Origin of the sequence: Marimonas lutisalis (assembly GCF_005434965.1) — a bacterium.
In the GTDB taxonomy this organism is placed as follows: Bacteria; Pseudomonadota; Alphaproteobacteria; order Rhodobacterales; family Rhodobacteraceae; genus Marimonas_A; species Marimonas_A lutisalis.
In genome coordinates this window covers 607,860-620,549 of sequence record NZ_SKCI01000002.1, presented here as the reverse complement: position 1 = coordinate 620,549, position 12,690 = coordinate 607,860, and the positions used below count along the sequence as shown (strand labels likewise).

General features: G+C 64.5%; 14 protein-coding genes. 6 read left to right on the top strand and 8 right to left on the bottom strand.

Annotation, left to right across the window (positions count from 1 at the left end; all coding sequences use genetic code 11):
- Window positions 1–71 precede the first annotated feature (71 nt).
- Window positions 72–908, bottom strand: coding sequence for an alkaline phosphatase family protein (locus E0501_RS11130; protein WP_137701431.1), 837 nt, complete (start codon window positions 906–908; stop codon window positions 72–74).
- A gap of 257 nt (window positions 909–1,165) precedes the next feature.
- Here E0501_RS11130 and E0501_RS11125 point away from each other — a divergent pair, with 257 nt between their 5' ends.
- From E0501_RS11125 to E0501_RS11115, 3 genes are all read left to right on the top strand, one after another.
- Window positions 1,166–1,741 (top strand): DUF4956 domain-containing protein, encoded by a 576-nt coding sequence (locus E0501_RS11125; protein ID WP_205123485.1) that lies wholly within the window; start codon window positions 1,166–1,168, stop codon window positions 1,739–1,741.
- 11 nt (window positions 1,742–1,752) lie between these two features.
- Window positions 1,753–2,592 (top strand): polyphosphate polymerase domain-containing protein, encoded by an 840-nt coding sequence (locus E0501_RS11120; protein WP_137701430.1) that lies wholly within the window; start codon window positions 1,753–1,755, stop codon window positions 2,590–2,592.
- A gap of 119 nt (window positions 2,593–2,711) precedes the next feature.
- A complete protein-coding gene (locus tag E0501_RS11115; RefSeq protein ID WP_161594603.1) occupies window positions 2,712–3,563 on the top strand; it encodes a porin in 852 nt (283 codons plus the stop codon).
- Between the two features lie 104 nt (window positions 3,564–3,667).
- On the opposite strand, the gene E0501_RS11110 is transcribed toward E0501_RS11115, so the two are convergent.
- Entirely contained in the window at window positions 3,668–4,348 is a 681-nt protein-coding gene (locus E0501_RS11110) for a hypothetical protein (protein ID WP_137701428.1), read from the bottom strand.
- A 215-nt stretch (window positions 4,349–4,563) separates the two neighbouring features.
- Between E0501_RS11110 and E0501_RS11105 the strand changes: the two genes are divergently transcribed.
- Both E0501_RS11105 and E0501_RS11100 read left to right on the top strand, forming a co-directional pair.
- Entirely contained in the window at window positions 4,564–5,952 is a 1,389-nt protein-coding gene (locus E0501_RS11105; protein WP_137701427.1) for a sensor histidine kinase, read from the top strand.
- Window positions 5,953–5,954: 2 nt separating this feature from the next.
- Complete coding sequence (locus E0501_RS11100) at window positions 5,955–6,596, top strand: response regulator (protein WP_137701426.1); 642 nt, start codon at window positions 5,955–5,957, stop codon at window positions 6,594–6,596.
- A gap of 8 nt (window positions 6,597–6,604) precedes the next feature.
- Here the strand turns inward: E0501_RS11100 and E0501_RS11095 are convergent, their stop codons facing one another.
- The 3 genes from E0501_RS11095 to E0501_RS21145 all read right to left on the bottom strand — a co-directional run bounded on the left by E0501_RS11095 (window position 6,605) and on the right by E0501_RS21145 (window position 8,935).
- A complete protein-coding gene (locus E0501_RS11095) occupies window positions 6,605–7,408 on the bottom strand; it encodes a hypothetical protein (RefSeq protein ID WP_137701425.1) in 804 nt (267 codons plus the stop codon).
- 206 nt (window positions 7,409–7,614) lie between these two features.
- Window positions 7,615–8,493, bottom strand: a complete 879-nt coding sequence (locus tag E0501_RS11090; protein ID WP_137701424.1) for a peptidoglycan-binding domain-containing protein — start codon at window positions 8,491–8,493, stop codon at window positions 7,615–7,617.
- A gap of 55 nt (window positions 8,494–8,548) precedes the next feature.
- A complete protein-coding gene (locus tag E0501_RS21145; RefSeq protein ID WP_161594602.1) occupies window positions 8,549–8,935 on the bottom strand; it encodes a hypothetical protein in 387 nt (128 codons plus the stop codon).
- A 171-nt stretch (window positions 8,936–9,106) separates the two neighbouring features.
- Here E0501_RS21145 and E0501_RS21140 point away from each other — a divergent pair, with 171 nt between their 5' ends.
- Window positions 9,107–9,499: a hypothetical protein gene (locus E0501_RS21140; protein ID WP_161594601.1), complete on the top strand. Its 393-nt coding sequence runs from the start codon at window positions 9,107–9,109 to the stop codon at window positions 9,497–9,499.
- A gap of 111 nt (window positions 9,500–9,610) precedes the next feature.
- On the opposite strand, the gene E0501_RS11080 is transcribed toward E0501_RS21140, so the two are convergent.
- The 3 genes from E0501_RS11080 to E0501_RS11070 all read right to left on the bottom strand — a co-directional run bounded on the left by E0501_RS11080 (window position 9,611) and on the right by E0501_RS11070 (window position 12,681).
- Window positions 9,611–10,510, bottom strand: a complete 900-nt coding sequence (locus E0501_RS11080) for a cation diffusion facilitator family transporter (RefSeq protein ID WP_193555892.1) — start codon at window positions 10,508–10,510, stop codon at window positions 9,611–9,613.
- Window positions 10,511–10,595: 85 nt separating this feature from the next.
- A complete protein-coding gene (locus E0501_RS11075) occupies window positions 10,596–11,486 on the bottom strand; it encodes a glycerophosphodiester phosphodiesterase family protein (protein ID WP_137701422.1) in 891 nt (296 codons plus the stop codon).
- Between the two features lie 277 nt (window positions 11,487–11,763).
- Complete coding sequence (locus E0501_RS11070; protein WP_137701421.1) at window positions 11,764–12,681, bottom strand: histone deacetylase family protein; 918 nt, start codon at window positions 12,679–12,681, stop codon at window positions 11,764–11,766.
- Window positions 12,682–12,690 lie beyond the last annotated feature (9 nt).

The window sequence follows — 12,690 nt, the reverse complement described above, 5'->3', positions numbered from 1 at the left end:
CGCTCGAAAATCTACCCGCCCCCCGGGGCGCGACGGGGCGGGTGGGTGGGCGGCGCGTCCCGGGGGGCGGCCTAGGTCAGGAACACCTCGCCCCGCATCGTTTCGGGCAGTTCGGCACCCAGCCGGCTCAGGATCGTCGGCGCCAGCTGCAGCTGGTCGATCTCGGTATCGCGCTCCGGCCCCCGGCCCTCGCCGAAATAATACATCGCCGTCAGCTGCTGCAGATCGCCCCGCCCGCCGTGATGGCCACGCTCGTCCTGGCCATGATCGGCCGTCACGATCACCTCGTATCCCGCCGCCCGCCATTTCGGGATGAACGGCGCCAGCATCTCGTCCATCACCGCGCAGGCATGGTCCATTTCTTGGCAGTCGTGGAAAAACCTGTGGCCCATGCTGTCCAGCGTGCAGGTATGCAGCATCCCGTAATTCAGGCCGTAACGCTGGCATAGCATGGTCAGCGTCGCGAACAGGTCCACGTCCGAGGGCGTCATCTGGTTGATCAGGCCATAGCCCGTCATGGTGTGAAACCGGCCGTGGTTGATCGTGTCGCTCTCGGGTTCGTCATACTCGATGTCGCGCACGTAATCGAAGGGCGCGCGGTTGAAGAACTCGCTCCAGAACGAATGCGCCACCGCCCCGGTCACGCCGCCCGCCTTGCGCACCTGTGAAAACACGTCGGGCTGGGCCAGCCGAAACACGTTGCCGTTGCCGGTGCAGCCGTGCACCTGCGGGCTCACGCCGGTGTGGATCGAGGCATAGCAACTGGCCGAGATTGACGGCAGCACCGCACGATGCACCCAGCGCTGCGCCTCGCCGCTGTCCACCCAGCCTTCAAGATTCCCGAACAGCCTGCGGAAGTTGCGCAGCGGCACCCCGTCGATGATGATCAATAGCAATTTGCGGTCCAAGGGCGTCCTCCCGGTTTTGCGCGATAGAACCACAGCCGCCCCCGGCGCACCAGACCCTGCCGATCCGGGATCGGCACCAATGCAACACACCCACCAAAGATGATCGGACGAAGCGCGGACACGCGCTCGGACATTGGTCCGAACTTTGGGCGGACCTCGTGCCGAAGCCCGCCCCATCGCTTTGTGACAGTTCTGTAACGGAAATGTAACGCGGCGGTCCGGGTCGTCGGATCCCCAACACCAGGAAAGACCCATCAATGTTTGAAATTCTTGCCCCCGTCTGGGAACTTCTCGCCAGGTTCCTGATCGATGTCGCCGCGATGGGCGTGTTGATCTTCGGCTTGTATTACCGCCGCTACCGCGACCGCGAACTCGCCACCACGGCCTCGATGTTCAACATCTTCGCCTTCGCCGTGCTGACCATCCTGTCCAGCGTGCAGTTCTCGGTGGCCGCGGGCTTCGGTCTCTTCGCGATCCTGGCCCTGTTCAGCCTGCGATCGGAACAGATCGAGAAGATCGAAATCGCGTATTTCTTCGGCGCGATCGCCATCGCCGTGATCTGCTCGGTCGTCGGCACCGGCCTGATGATGGTCTTCCTGATCACCGCCTTCGTCCTGCTGGCCGCTTGGGTGCTGGATCATCCCAGTATGCTCAAATCCGCTCACGGAGCCAAGCTGACCCTGGACGCCATCGACCCCGAGATCCTTTCGGACACCGAAAAGACCCGCGCCGCCCTGTCCGAACGGCTCGGGGTCGACGTGATGACCTTCCAGATCGTCGAACTGAACTACGTCAACGACATGGCCCGCATCAACGTCTTCTACCGCAACTGAGGAGCCCTCCCATGAACATGATGAAAATGCATTGCCAGGACAGCGCGCTCCGGTGGCTGACGGATGAATTCACCCCCATCTCGCTCGATGCGCTGAACCAGAAGGCCGAAATGATGTCGCGTATCGACAACAAGTACGTGGTCGATCGCTGGTCGCTCGAAAGCATCCGGCCGGCCCTGCTCGAGGAGTTCGACATCCTCGAAATCGAGGACCGCCGGGCCTTCACCTACGACACCCGCTATTTCGACGATCCCGCGCGCAGCGCCTATTACGAACACCACCAGGGGCTGCGCAAAGGCTTCAAGGTGCGGGTGCGCCGCTATTCCGATGCCGGGCTCTGCTTTCTCGAGGTCAAGGTCAAGGGCCGCCGCGGCATGACGATCAAGAACCGCCAGTCCTACGACCCCGCCAACCTGGGCGCACTGACGCCCGGCGCCTACGCCTATGCCGCCGGCATCTATTCCGGCCATTACGGCAAACCGTTCGAGTATGACCTGCGCGCCGCCCTCGACATCCAGTACCAGCGGATCACGCTTGTCGCGAAATCGGGCGGCGAACGGATGACGATCGACGGGCAGCTCAGGTTCCGCACGGCGGAAAAATCGCTCGACGCCCCGCAGGACGTGTTCATCGTCGAAACCAAGTCCGCCCTCGGACGCGGCTTCGCGGACAAGGCGTTGCGCGCCATGCAGGCCCGGCCGACCAAGAAATGCTCCAAATACTGCATCGGCATGGCCGCCCTGGGCGAGGTTTCGCGCTGGAACCGCTTCATGCCGACCATGCGCCGCCTGCGGCTGGTCGAGGGAACGAAACTCGCCTTGCAGGCCCGCACGCTGGCCCGCGCAGCATGACGCGCGGAAGGAAAAGATCAGACTTTGGTCTGGTCCCGGAAATGGCCCGTCCGGTTAATGCTGGACGGGCTTTTTCCATAAGTGACCGGCGAACAGGTCCGTGGGTACGAGGTAGGCACATGAGAACGGCGACACTCGCCGCCCTGATCGGCGCAACGCTCGCGATTCCGGCAGTGGCCGAGCTACGCTTCGACGGCTACGGCCGTTTCGGCGCGTTTTATGACGAGTCCAAGGGCAAGTTGGAACCGACATCGCGGTTGCGTCTCAGCCTCGACGGCGAAACCAGCGCAGACAACGGGCTCGAACTGTCCTTTCGCCTGCGCCTGCAGGCAGATGACGGCGGCACCGCCATGTTCAACGGGGCGCGGTTCACCTTGCGGTCGGGGCCGCTCCGCTTCGACGTCGGCAATGTTGCGGGCGCGATCGACACGATGCCCGGGTTCTATGGCGCCGAACCGGGGCTGACGGATCTCATGAACCAGGCCCAGGTCCTGCGTGCCGGCTTCGACGAATACGACAGCTCCGGCCCGGGCCGGGATGGTGTCAGCCTGCGCTATTCTCGGGGGGCCGTTCAGGTCGCCGCATCGCATTCCGACACCAGGGGCCGATCCCGGACGGCAGCGCACCTCGCCTATTCCACGGGGCAAGGCACGATCGCCATCGGTTACCAGTCGTCGAACCGCCGGGCAGACGACGGTCTCGCCGTTCTTGCCTACACCCACGATTTCGAATGGGGAAAGGCCGGCCTCATCGCCGCCCGGGAAGATGCGGGCACCGTGCTTGGCGCCTCTCTCAACTGGGAAATCTCGGCCACCACCGAGGTTCTGGCGGCCTTTTCCGCAACCAGGGGCCGCGAGGATTTCGGGCTGGGTCTCAGCCACGATCTGGGCGGTGGCGCGACAGTTCAGGGCGGTGTCGCCTCGGTCGCGGGCAACGTCGTTGCCGATTTCGGCATCCGCTTCGATTTCTGATAAGCCACGACACTACAAAAAGCGGGGCGGCACGGCGTAACCGCCGCACCGCCCCTGGGGGGATGGACCAGCCCCGGGTCAGGGCCGGTCCAACGGGACCGTTGTCACCCTCTGCACTCGGGGTGCTCGATCAGGTCATGCGGATCGTCACAGCCCGACCCACCGGGAATCCGCGACTTCGAACGCCCGCGCTTGGCGACATCGAAGCTCTCGCGCGTCGCCACTTCCGGCAGAAGCGTGGCAAAGGCCGGTTCTGGCAGCAGCGGCGCAATCGACGAATGGTCACCACCATGCCCGCCGCCATCATCACCACCATGGCCGCCATGCCCACCGCCGTGACCGCCACCATCGTCACCGCCGTGGCCGCCATGCCCGCCGCCGTGGCCGCCGCCATGATCGTCGCCGCCGCGCCCATGTCCGCCGTGATCGTCGCCGGGGCCGTCATCGCCACCGCGCCCACGCCCACCATGATCGTCACCCGGCCCATCGTCGGCACCGCGACCACGTCCACCGCGGTCATGACCCGGCCCATCGTCGGCGCCGCGCCCGCGTCCACCGCGGTCATCGCCGGGGCCATCATCGGCACCGCGCCCGCGCCCGCGTCCGCCGCGGTCATCGCCGGGCATGTCGTCGGCCAGCCCGCCTTGTGCCAGAACCATACCGGCCGGGGCGTCAAAGCTGCGTATCTCCGGGCCGTCCACGCTGCGGGCGGCCGAAACGGCCCCGGGCGCAAGTGCCAGCAGGGCCAGGATCGCTGTCGTTCCAAGAATAGATGCGGGTTTCATCGGTATCTCCATCGGTTACCTGATGCCCTCAGAATGGCCCACCTCGCCGAATCGTTGCACCGTCCCAGGTCCGGCGATCATCGGCCCGAAAGTCCCTGCCCCGTTCAGACCAAAGTCGCCCTCATTGGCCACGGTCCCGCCTTTGCCGTTGCCACTTGCCGTTCATAAGACGAAAGTCCCTACCAGTTGTACGATTTGAGGCTAGACTCCCGGTAATGAAAGCCAACGGACCACTCAGACACTGGAGCCGTCTCACGCTGCCCGGCCAGTTCCGGCTGGCCGGTGGCGCTGTCATGGCCGTGGCGATGCTGGCCGTTGGCTCCTGGGTGTCGAACCGGATCGAACAGGCCGCGGTGCAGAATTTCGCGATCATCGCCGCCAACTACATGGAAAGCTTCATTTCCCCGCTCACCCAGGACCTCGCCGAAGGCGATAACCTGTCCGAACCGGCACAGCTCGCGATGGTGGAAATCTTCTCGAATACCGCGCTCAGCGACCGGATCGTCTCCTACAAGATCTGGAAAGAAGGCGGGATGATCGTGCATGCGTCCGATCCGAGCCTGATCGGGCGGCAATTCGAGCCCTCCGACGATCTGCTCGCCGCCCTCTCGGGAAAATTCGCCGCTTCTTTCGAGGATCTCAACGATCACGAGGACGCCGGCGAGGCACAGCTCGGTGTTCCCCTGCTCGAGGTCTACAGCCCCATTCACGAGGTCTTCAGCGGCCGGGTCATCGCCGTGGCCGAGTTCTACGAGAAGGCCGACCAGCTTGCCATCGAACTGACCGACGCCAAGCGCAAAAGCTGGCTCGTTGTCGGCTCGGCCTTCATGGCCAGCGGCTTGCTCCTCTTCGGGATCGTGCAGGCCGGCGGGCACACGATCCGGGATCAGCACCGTCAGCTCGATGCCCAGCTCAGGGCGTCCCAGCAGCTCGCCGCTCAGAACGCTCAACTGCGCCGCCGCGCGATCAACGCCAACCTGCGCGCCACCGCCCAGATGGAACAGGCCATTCGGCGCGTGGGCTCTGATCTTCACGACGGCCCGGCGCAATATCTCTCACTGGCTGCGCTCCGGCTCGATACCGCCTTCGGCCCCGATGCCCGGCCCGGCGCGCGCGACGAAATTCGCAGTTCCCTCGACAAGGCGCTGGAAGAGATCCGCACGATCTCGCGCGGGCTCGCCCTGCCCGACCTCGAAAACCTCGACATGGCCGCACTGGTCCACCGCGCCGTCTCAGAGCACGAAAAACAGACCTCCGCCCGCGTCACCACCGCCTTCTCCGGATCCGAGCCCCAGCAGATGGGTTACACCGAGAAACTCTGCATCTACCGCTTCCTCCAGGAAGGCCTCTCGAACGCGTTCCGCCATGGCGGCGTGGAAGAGGCCGCGGTCAGCGTCACCGGCACGCCCACGAGCGTGCGCATCGCCATTCGCGACGAAGGCGCGGGCTTTGATCCCGAGACAGCACTCAAGCTGCGCACCGACGGCGGTCAGGGGTTGATCGGCTTGCGCGACCGCGCCGAAAGCATCGGCGGGCAAATCTCGTTCGAAACCGCGCCGGGTGCGGGTACAACCCTGACCCTCGAACTCGCAAGAGAGGACTAGGCATGGCCATCAAGCTTATCTTGGCAGACGATCACCCGATTTTCCGCGAAGGACTGATCCAGAGCATCACGGAAACCGGGGAGTTCGAGATCGCCGGCGTCGGCAGTTCCGCCGACGAGGCGGTCGCCCTCGCGCAGGAGCACCGCCCGGATGTGGCGCTGCTCGACCTGTCGATGCCCGGCAACGGGATCACCGCGGCCAAGCGGATCGTCGACGGTCAACTCGCCTCCCACGTGGCAATGCTCACGGTGTCCGAGGACAACACCGATGTCACCGCCGCCCTGCAGGCGGGTGCGATCGGCTACGTTCTCAAGGGCGTCTCCGCAGATGAGCTCCGCCGCATTCTCCGCGGGGTCGCCCGCGGCGAAGCGCATGTTTCACCCGGACTGGCTGCACAGGTCCTCAAGATCATGCAGACCCCGAAAGAAAAAGAGAAAAACCCCATCGACGACCTGACCAAGCGCGAAGAAGACATCCTGCGCCTTGTCGCGGTCGGCAAAAGCAACCGTGAAGTCGCCGATGAGCTTTCGTTGCAGGAAAAAACCGTCAAGCACTACATGACGGGCATCCTTGGCAAACTGCACGCCCGCAACCGGGTCGAGGCCGCCCTGATCGCGCACAAGGCCTGGAACAAGTCGCCCTGACCCGCCGGCTACTTCCGGAAACGTCCCAGCCTTTTGCGGTCTTCCTCGGTCGCCGGCCGCGATACCACCGAGCGGCCATAGGCGTCACGCATCCTGTAGCTGCCCGAGCGGATACTCTCGCGCCAGCCATTCGAATAGAAAACATCCACGTCCCGGCCGCGATAGACGACTTTCACCACCCGCGACCCGATCGGCTTTGCCGATTTGCCCTTCGGCGCACGGCCCGATTTCGCATGCGCCTTGAAGCGTGCAACATCCGAACCGCGGGCGGCCCGCTGCTCCACCACACGCCCTGACGGCGAAATGCGCTGGAATCTACCACTGCGGATTTCCTCGCGACTGCCGTTCGGAAACACCAGCCGCGCGCCATTGGGCAGGCTCTGGAACTGGGCCGCCCGCCCTGCGGATCCCGCATTTCCGGCGTCCCTGGCAGTTACACCACCGCTGTTGTTTCCATCATCGTCATCGCCACTATAGCTGCTGCTGTCGTCACCGTCATCGCTATCGCCGTCGTCACCATCGCCATCGTCACCACCGCCGCCTCCATAGCCGCCGCCACCATAGTCACCATCACCATCATCGCCGCCGCTGTCGTCACCACCGCTGTCATCTCCACCGCTGCCACTGCCACCGCTGCCACTGCCACCACTGTCGTCGCCGCCGCTGTCATCGCCGCCGCCATCGTCGCCTCCCTTGGCGAACGCGGCCGTTGCAGCGAAAGGAGACAGCGTTTCAGACGGAGACGGCAGCAGGAATGCCGTCGCCAGGGCAACGCAAATCAACAGCTTCCACTGCGACAATCCCGGTTTCATGGCTCCCCACAACAAATTTTGCGCTCACACCGGCTCCGGGCCAGGTCCTGAACGCGTGCTGGCATCTGAATTATCGGAATGAGTTTACACAATTGAAACCCGCCCCACATCGGACGAAGGTCTGCGAATTTCGCATGGGTTCTGCCTTTTCGATCGCAGCCCGGCATCGCATTCCGACCACCAGGGCTACGAACGGCCGCGCGCGCTCAGCGGTATTCGTGCCAGCACTGGCGCAGCCCCAGCAGACCGATCTGGCGGCAGACTTTGACCCGCCGCTTCTTGCGGGTTTTCTTCTTCGGGGGCGTCGCGATGAATTGCGCGTATTCGGCCTGGCTTTGGGCATTCAGCGCCAGAAGCTGAACCGCCCCCAGATATCCCGTGCCGGGAAATCCCTTGTCTTCCTGCCAGGCCGCGATTGCATCCCGCGTATTCTGCCCGAAAACGCCATCGACGCCCCCGGGATCAAAGCCCAGCAGCTGAAGTCGCCGCTGCACTTCTCGCCGCTGGCTGCGATCCAGCGCAAGCGCCGTCTCGGTTTCCTGATCTCCCGGCTTGTGCACCGCTACCGCGGCCCGCTGTTCGGATCGCGTACCGTTCCCACCCGGCGGCGTGACCCGCCGGATCGCCTTGATACCATCGCGCGAAAAAGCCGCCTCGAACCGCGCGCCCGCGCCGTCCGGCGGGTAGGGCGTGCACCTGTCCAGCGCCATCGCCCCGGCCAGGTATAGACGCCGCATATCCCCGCTTACATCCGCCCCGCCGATCAGCGCGGGAAGGCCCGAGAGCCGCCCCTGCGCATCAAGATCGAAACCGATCTGCACATCGGTATCCTCCGCGACATCGGCCGGAGGTTCGAAACAAACGCCCAGCGCCATCCGCAGCGAACGCTCGTATTGAACGGCCAGGGCCTCATCCCGGCCGGGCCGTTCCACAGCCCCCTCCGCCGTATCGGCCTGCGGCGCCTCAGTGGCCGTTATCCCTGTCGTCGGCTCCTGTGCGCGGACAGCTGATACCGTCGCGGCCAGCAGACCCGCGCACAGCAGGAAAACCATCAGGTTCGGCATCCCTATTCGTTTGCGTAGCATTCCAATGTCCCCCGCAATGGTCGCCGGTCAACGAAATGGGTCCGTCATGCCCGGTCTACTTGCTCGCCAACTCGTCGTGAAAGGCGTCAAGCGCCGCCTCGGACAGCGAGTCGAGACCAAGCGCCGTGCCGGTTTCATCCACGTCATCCTGTGCATCGGCAAGGTCGCTCTCGGCGTTTTCCGCGGCCTTCTCGGCTTCCGCCAGGTCCTCCTCGGCATCGGCAAGCGCGTCCTCGGCCTCGTCCAGGTCTTTCTGCGCCGCGGCCAGCGCGTCGTCATCTTGCGCGTTGTCGACGGCGGTTTGCGCTTCATCGACAGCGTCTTTTGCCTCGTTCACCGCGTCCTGTGCCTCTTCGACCGCACTGTCGGCATTCTCCTGGGCGTCCTTTGCCTCGGCAAGGCTGTCCAGCGCCTCGCTATACGACGCGATCTGCCCGACCATGCTGTTGGGCGATGCGTTCGCAAAGGCGGTTGCGCTTGCATGAACGGCATTGAGGCCTTTCATTTCAGACGCGATCGCGCCGCGTCCCGGGTTCGAGGCGCTTTTGCCCCGCGCAGTTGCGCTCTTGCCTTTGGCCGACTTGCTGCTGGCGCCCTTTGCGTGGCCCTTGGCATGTCCGATACCCTTGCCCACACCGTGACCAACGCCATGCGCCTGGCCGTTGCCATGTCCGCCAGCGTTGCCGGCACCATGGCCACCGCCATTACCGCCGCCATTGCCACCGCCGTTGCCGCCACCGTTTCCGCCGCCGTTGCCGCCGCCGTTACCGCCACCGTTTCCGCCACCGTTACCGCCGCCATTGCCGCCGCCGTTTCCGCCACCGTTGCCTTTGGCATGCACCTCACTCGCCACCATGGAAACGGACGCAGCGACACCAACCCCAAGCACCGCAAGGGCGATGGTCGAGGCTTTCAAGATCGTTTTCGATGTGTGTTTCATCTGTCCGCTTTCCCTCTTTTTCCAGGTTTCGACACAATCATAAGGATCACATGGGCAAAATTGTGACGAAGCCAGCGTATAGCCGCCAACGCGAACCGCCAACCGGCGCGTTGCACGCCGCCCGGCCAGACCCACATTTCGGCAAACGCCCGCCCATAATGGCCATCGAACCGGCTTTCAGAGCACGACAACCCCGGAATGCTTGGCCTTGTCATCGGGCTCCACGTGGATGGTGATCCGCGCATCGGGCACCCTCGCCTTCAGCGCCTTCTCGATCCGGTCGCAGATGTCATGCGCCTGGGTCACCGTCGCCTGCCCGTCGACGACCAAGTGAAACTCGATAAATGTCGCCTGCCCGGCGTGGCGTGTTTTCAGGTCATGCGCCTCGATCGCGCCTTCCCCCGCCTCGGAAATCACCCCGCGGATCATCTCCAGTTCACCCTCGGGCACCGCCTCGTCCATCAGCCCGCTCAGGGATGCGGTCATCACCTTCCAGCCCGACCACAGGATATTCACCGCCACCAGCGCCGCCAGCGCCGGGTCCAGCACCCACCACCCCGTCAGGATCGCCAAGAGCACCCCCGCCGTCACACCCACCGATGAAATCACATCGCTCAGCAGGTGCTTGCCATCGGCCACCAGCGCGGGCGAGCGCAGCGCCCGTCCCCGCGTGATCAGAACCCAGCACCAGACAGCGTTCAGGATATTGGCCACCACGTTCACCGCCAGCCCTTCCAGCGGCGCATCCAGCACCCGCGGCTCCAGGAACCCCTGCACCGCCTCGCGGAAAATCAGCAGAGCGGCGATGATGATCATCACCCCTTCCAGCACCGCGCTCATGAACTCGGCCTTATGATGCCCGAACGGGTGGTTCGAATCCGCCGGCCGTGCCGCCACCCGGATCGCGATCAGCGCCGCGATGGCCGTGGCCACGTTCACCGTGCTTTCCATCGCATCCGACAACAGCGCGATCGAGCCGGTCATCCACCACGCCAGCGCCTTCAGCCCCAGCACGGCCAGGCCCACCAGGATGCTTCCAACGGCGATTTTCGCGGTGCTCGTCAAAGTGCGTGCCATGCCCGCCTCAGACCAGAGCCCGCCGCGAAAATCAACCCACGGCAACGCCATCGACCCAACCGCATCGGCGTCGACCCGTCCCCGCCTACCTCTCCAAAAGCTTGAGCACTTTGTCAGGATGCCTGGTCATGAAGGCCGCCGCACCACTGCCCAAAGCGTCCCTCCAGGGGCCCGTGTCTCCTTGCCACAATCCCCCGTCCTCGTGCCGGTCTCCGCGAAGCATGACTCGCACGCCATGCGTTTGCGCCGTCTCCAGGAACGCGGGCGTAAGCTGACGGCTGGTCACTTCGACCATTCTGAGCCACGGCCCATACATCTCGATCAGCTTCTCGAGGCCACGGAAAACATCCGCCTCTCTGGTCAGGTTGTCCGTAACGCCGATCCCCGCCGCGGCGGCGGTCTTTTTCAGTTTCGTGCGGTCGTCGCTGAAGAACAGGATATTGCTGCCGTCATAGCGTTCCAGCAACGGCAACAGGGTCGCATCGTCCCATCGTTGCAAATGCAAGATCACCAACAGCCGTCCCTGGCTGAGATCCAGCGCGGCATCCAGCGTCGGAACCGGGTGGTTCCCACCCTCGGGATCCTTCAGACGCAACCGCGCGATCTCTTCAAGCGTATAGTCAAAGGTCATATGGCGACGGGCAAGCGCGCGGCCGCCAAGAGCCGGCGCCCCATCGGGAAAGACCTCGGCCACGTTCGTGGTATCGGTCAGGTAGGGGTAGTGCATCAGGATATACCCCCCGTCGAGGGTCGGTCGTGTGCAGAACTCCACCATATCGACATCCCGGTCGATCGCGTATTGAATACCGGCCAGCGAGTTTTCCGGGGCGATGCCTCCGCTCTCCGAGCGATAGGCGATGATCACCGGGGGCTGACCGGGCGCAAGCCTGTTGTCGATCGTGTTCTGTGCGGATGCCGGCGTGAAACCCAGAAGCGACGCAACACCCGCCATGAAAACCAAACTACGTCCAATCATCTCGTTCCCCGCTACCCGCCCTTCGATTTCTCTTCCCAGTGAAACCCAGGTAAACGGCGATACGCCACACGCACCTTGATACACCGCAAATCCGTGTAACGCTCCCGGCTCCGTCTCATCATGGCCCGAAATACCAGGGCAGCCACCTCCAAAAGCATCGCCCGTCACCAACCTCCCATGAACCGCGCTGTGGTTTTCGCCTGCGACGGACGGCGATAAAGCCTGTCCCCAAGCCTGCCACCAGGCTGTGCGCGACGCCCGGGACCGGCAGCCGCCCTCAGCCGATCAGCACGTTCATATGCGCCACCACGCTGCGCGCCAGCGCGGCCGGCTCATAGCCGCCTTCCAGCATCGACAACACCCGCCCCTGCGCCGACTTCCGCGCCACCGCCAGCAACTGCTCGGTCACCCATTTGTAATCCGCGTCCGTCAACTGCAGATGCGACATGTCATCGGCGACATGGGCATCGAACCCGGCCGAGATAAACAGGAACTCCGGCTGGAACATCTCCAGCGCCGGAACCCAGTGCTCGTGCACCGCGGCGCGGAACTCGGCACCTCCCGCCCCCGCGCTCAGCGGCACATCGACCAGGTTCGCGGTCTCCTTTTCGTGCCCGGTGAAGGGATAGAACGGATGCTGGAACGACGAACAGAAAAGAACCCTCGGCTCGTCTCGGAAAATATCCTCGGTCCCGTTGCCGTGATGCACGTCGAAATCCACGATCGCCACCCGGTGCAGCCCATGCGCCTCCAGCGCATGCGCCGCCGCCACGGCGATATTGTCGAACAGGCAGAACCCCATCGCCCGGCCCCGCTCGGCATGGTGCCCCGGCGGGCGCACCGCGCAGAACGCGCTGTGCGCCTCGCCCGCCATGATCATGTCCACGCCCAGAACGCCCGCGCCCGCGGCCCTTTCGGCCGCGCGCAACGTGCCGGGCGACATCACCGTATCGCCGTCGATCTCCACCGGCTCGGTCACCGGGTCCATCGCATAGATCCGGTCCAGATACGCCTTGTCATGCACGCGCTCCAGCTGCGCGCGCGTCACGCGCGGTGCATCAGCGCGGCGCAGCACGAAATCCAGCCCCGACATGATCAGCTGGTTCTCGATCGCCGACAGCCGCTCGGCCTGGTCAGGATGCAGCCGCCCGGTGTCGTGCTCCATGCAATCGGGATGTGAAATATAGGCCAGCATGGCAACGCT

Coding starts and splice junctions, on each gene's coding strand:
- E0501_RS11125 (WP_205123485.1), top strand. CDS start 1,166: ATGTTTGAAATTCTTGCCCCCGTCTGGGAACTTCTCGCCAGGTTCCTG.
- E0501_RS11120 (WP_137701430.1), top strand. CDS start 1,753: ATGAACATGATGAAAATGCATTGCCAGGACAGCGCGCTCCGGTGGCTG.
- E0501_RS11115 (WP_161594603.1), top strand. CDS start 2,712: ATGAGAACGGCGACACTCGCCGCCCTGATCGGCGCAACGCTCGCGATT.
- E0501_RS11110 (WP_137701428.1), bottom strand. CDS start 4,348: ATGAAACCCGCATCTATTCTTGGAACGACAGCGATCCTGGCCCTGCTG.
- E0501_RS11105 (WP_137701427.1), top strand. CDS start 4,564: ATGAAAGCCAACGGACCACTCAGACACTGGAGCCGTCTCACGCTGCCC.
- E0501_RS11100 (WP_137701426.1), top strand. CDS start 5,955: ATGGCCATCAAGCTTATCTTGGCAGACGATCACCCGATTTTCCGCGAA.
- E0501_RS11095 (WP_137701425.1), bottom strand. CDS start 7,408: ATGAAACCGGGATTGTCGCAGTGGAAGCTGTTGATTTGCGTTGCCCTG.
- E0501_RS11090 (WP_137701424.1), bottom strand. CDS start 8,493: ATGCTACGCAAACGAATAGGGATGCCGAACCTGATGGTTTTCCTGCTG.
- E0501_RS21145 (WP_161594602.1), bottom strand. CDS start 8,935: ATGGTCGGGCAGATCGCGTCGTATAGCGAGGCGCTGGACAGCCTTGCC.
- E0501_RS21140 (WP_161594601.1), top strand. CDS start 9,107: ATGTCCGATACCCTTGCCCACACCGTGACCAACGCCATGCGCCTGGCC.
- E0501_RS11080 (WP_193555892.1), bottom strand. CDS start 10,510: ATGGCACGCACTTTGACGAGCACCGCGAAAATCGCCGTTGGAAGCATC.
- E0501_RS11075 (WP_137701422.1), bottom strand. CDS start 11,486: ATGATTGGACGTAGTTTGGTTTTCATGGCGGGTGTTGCGTCGCTTCTG.
- E0501_RS11070 (WP_137701421.1), bottom strand. CDS start 12,681: ATGCTGGCCTATATTTCACATCCCGATTGCATGGAGCACGACACCGGG.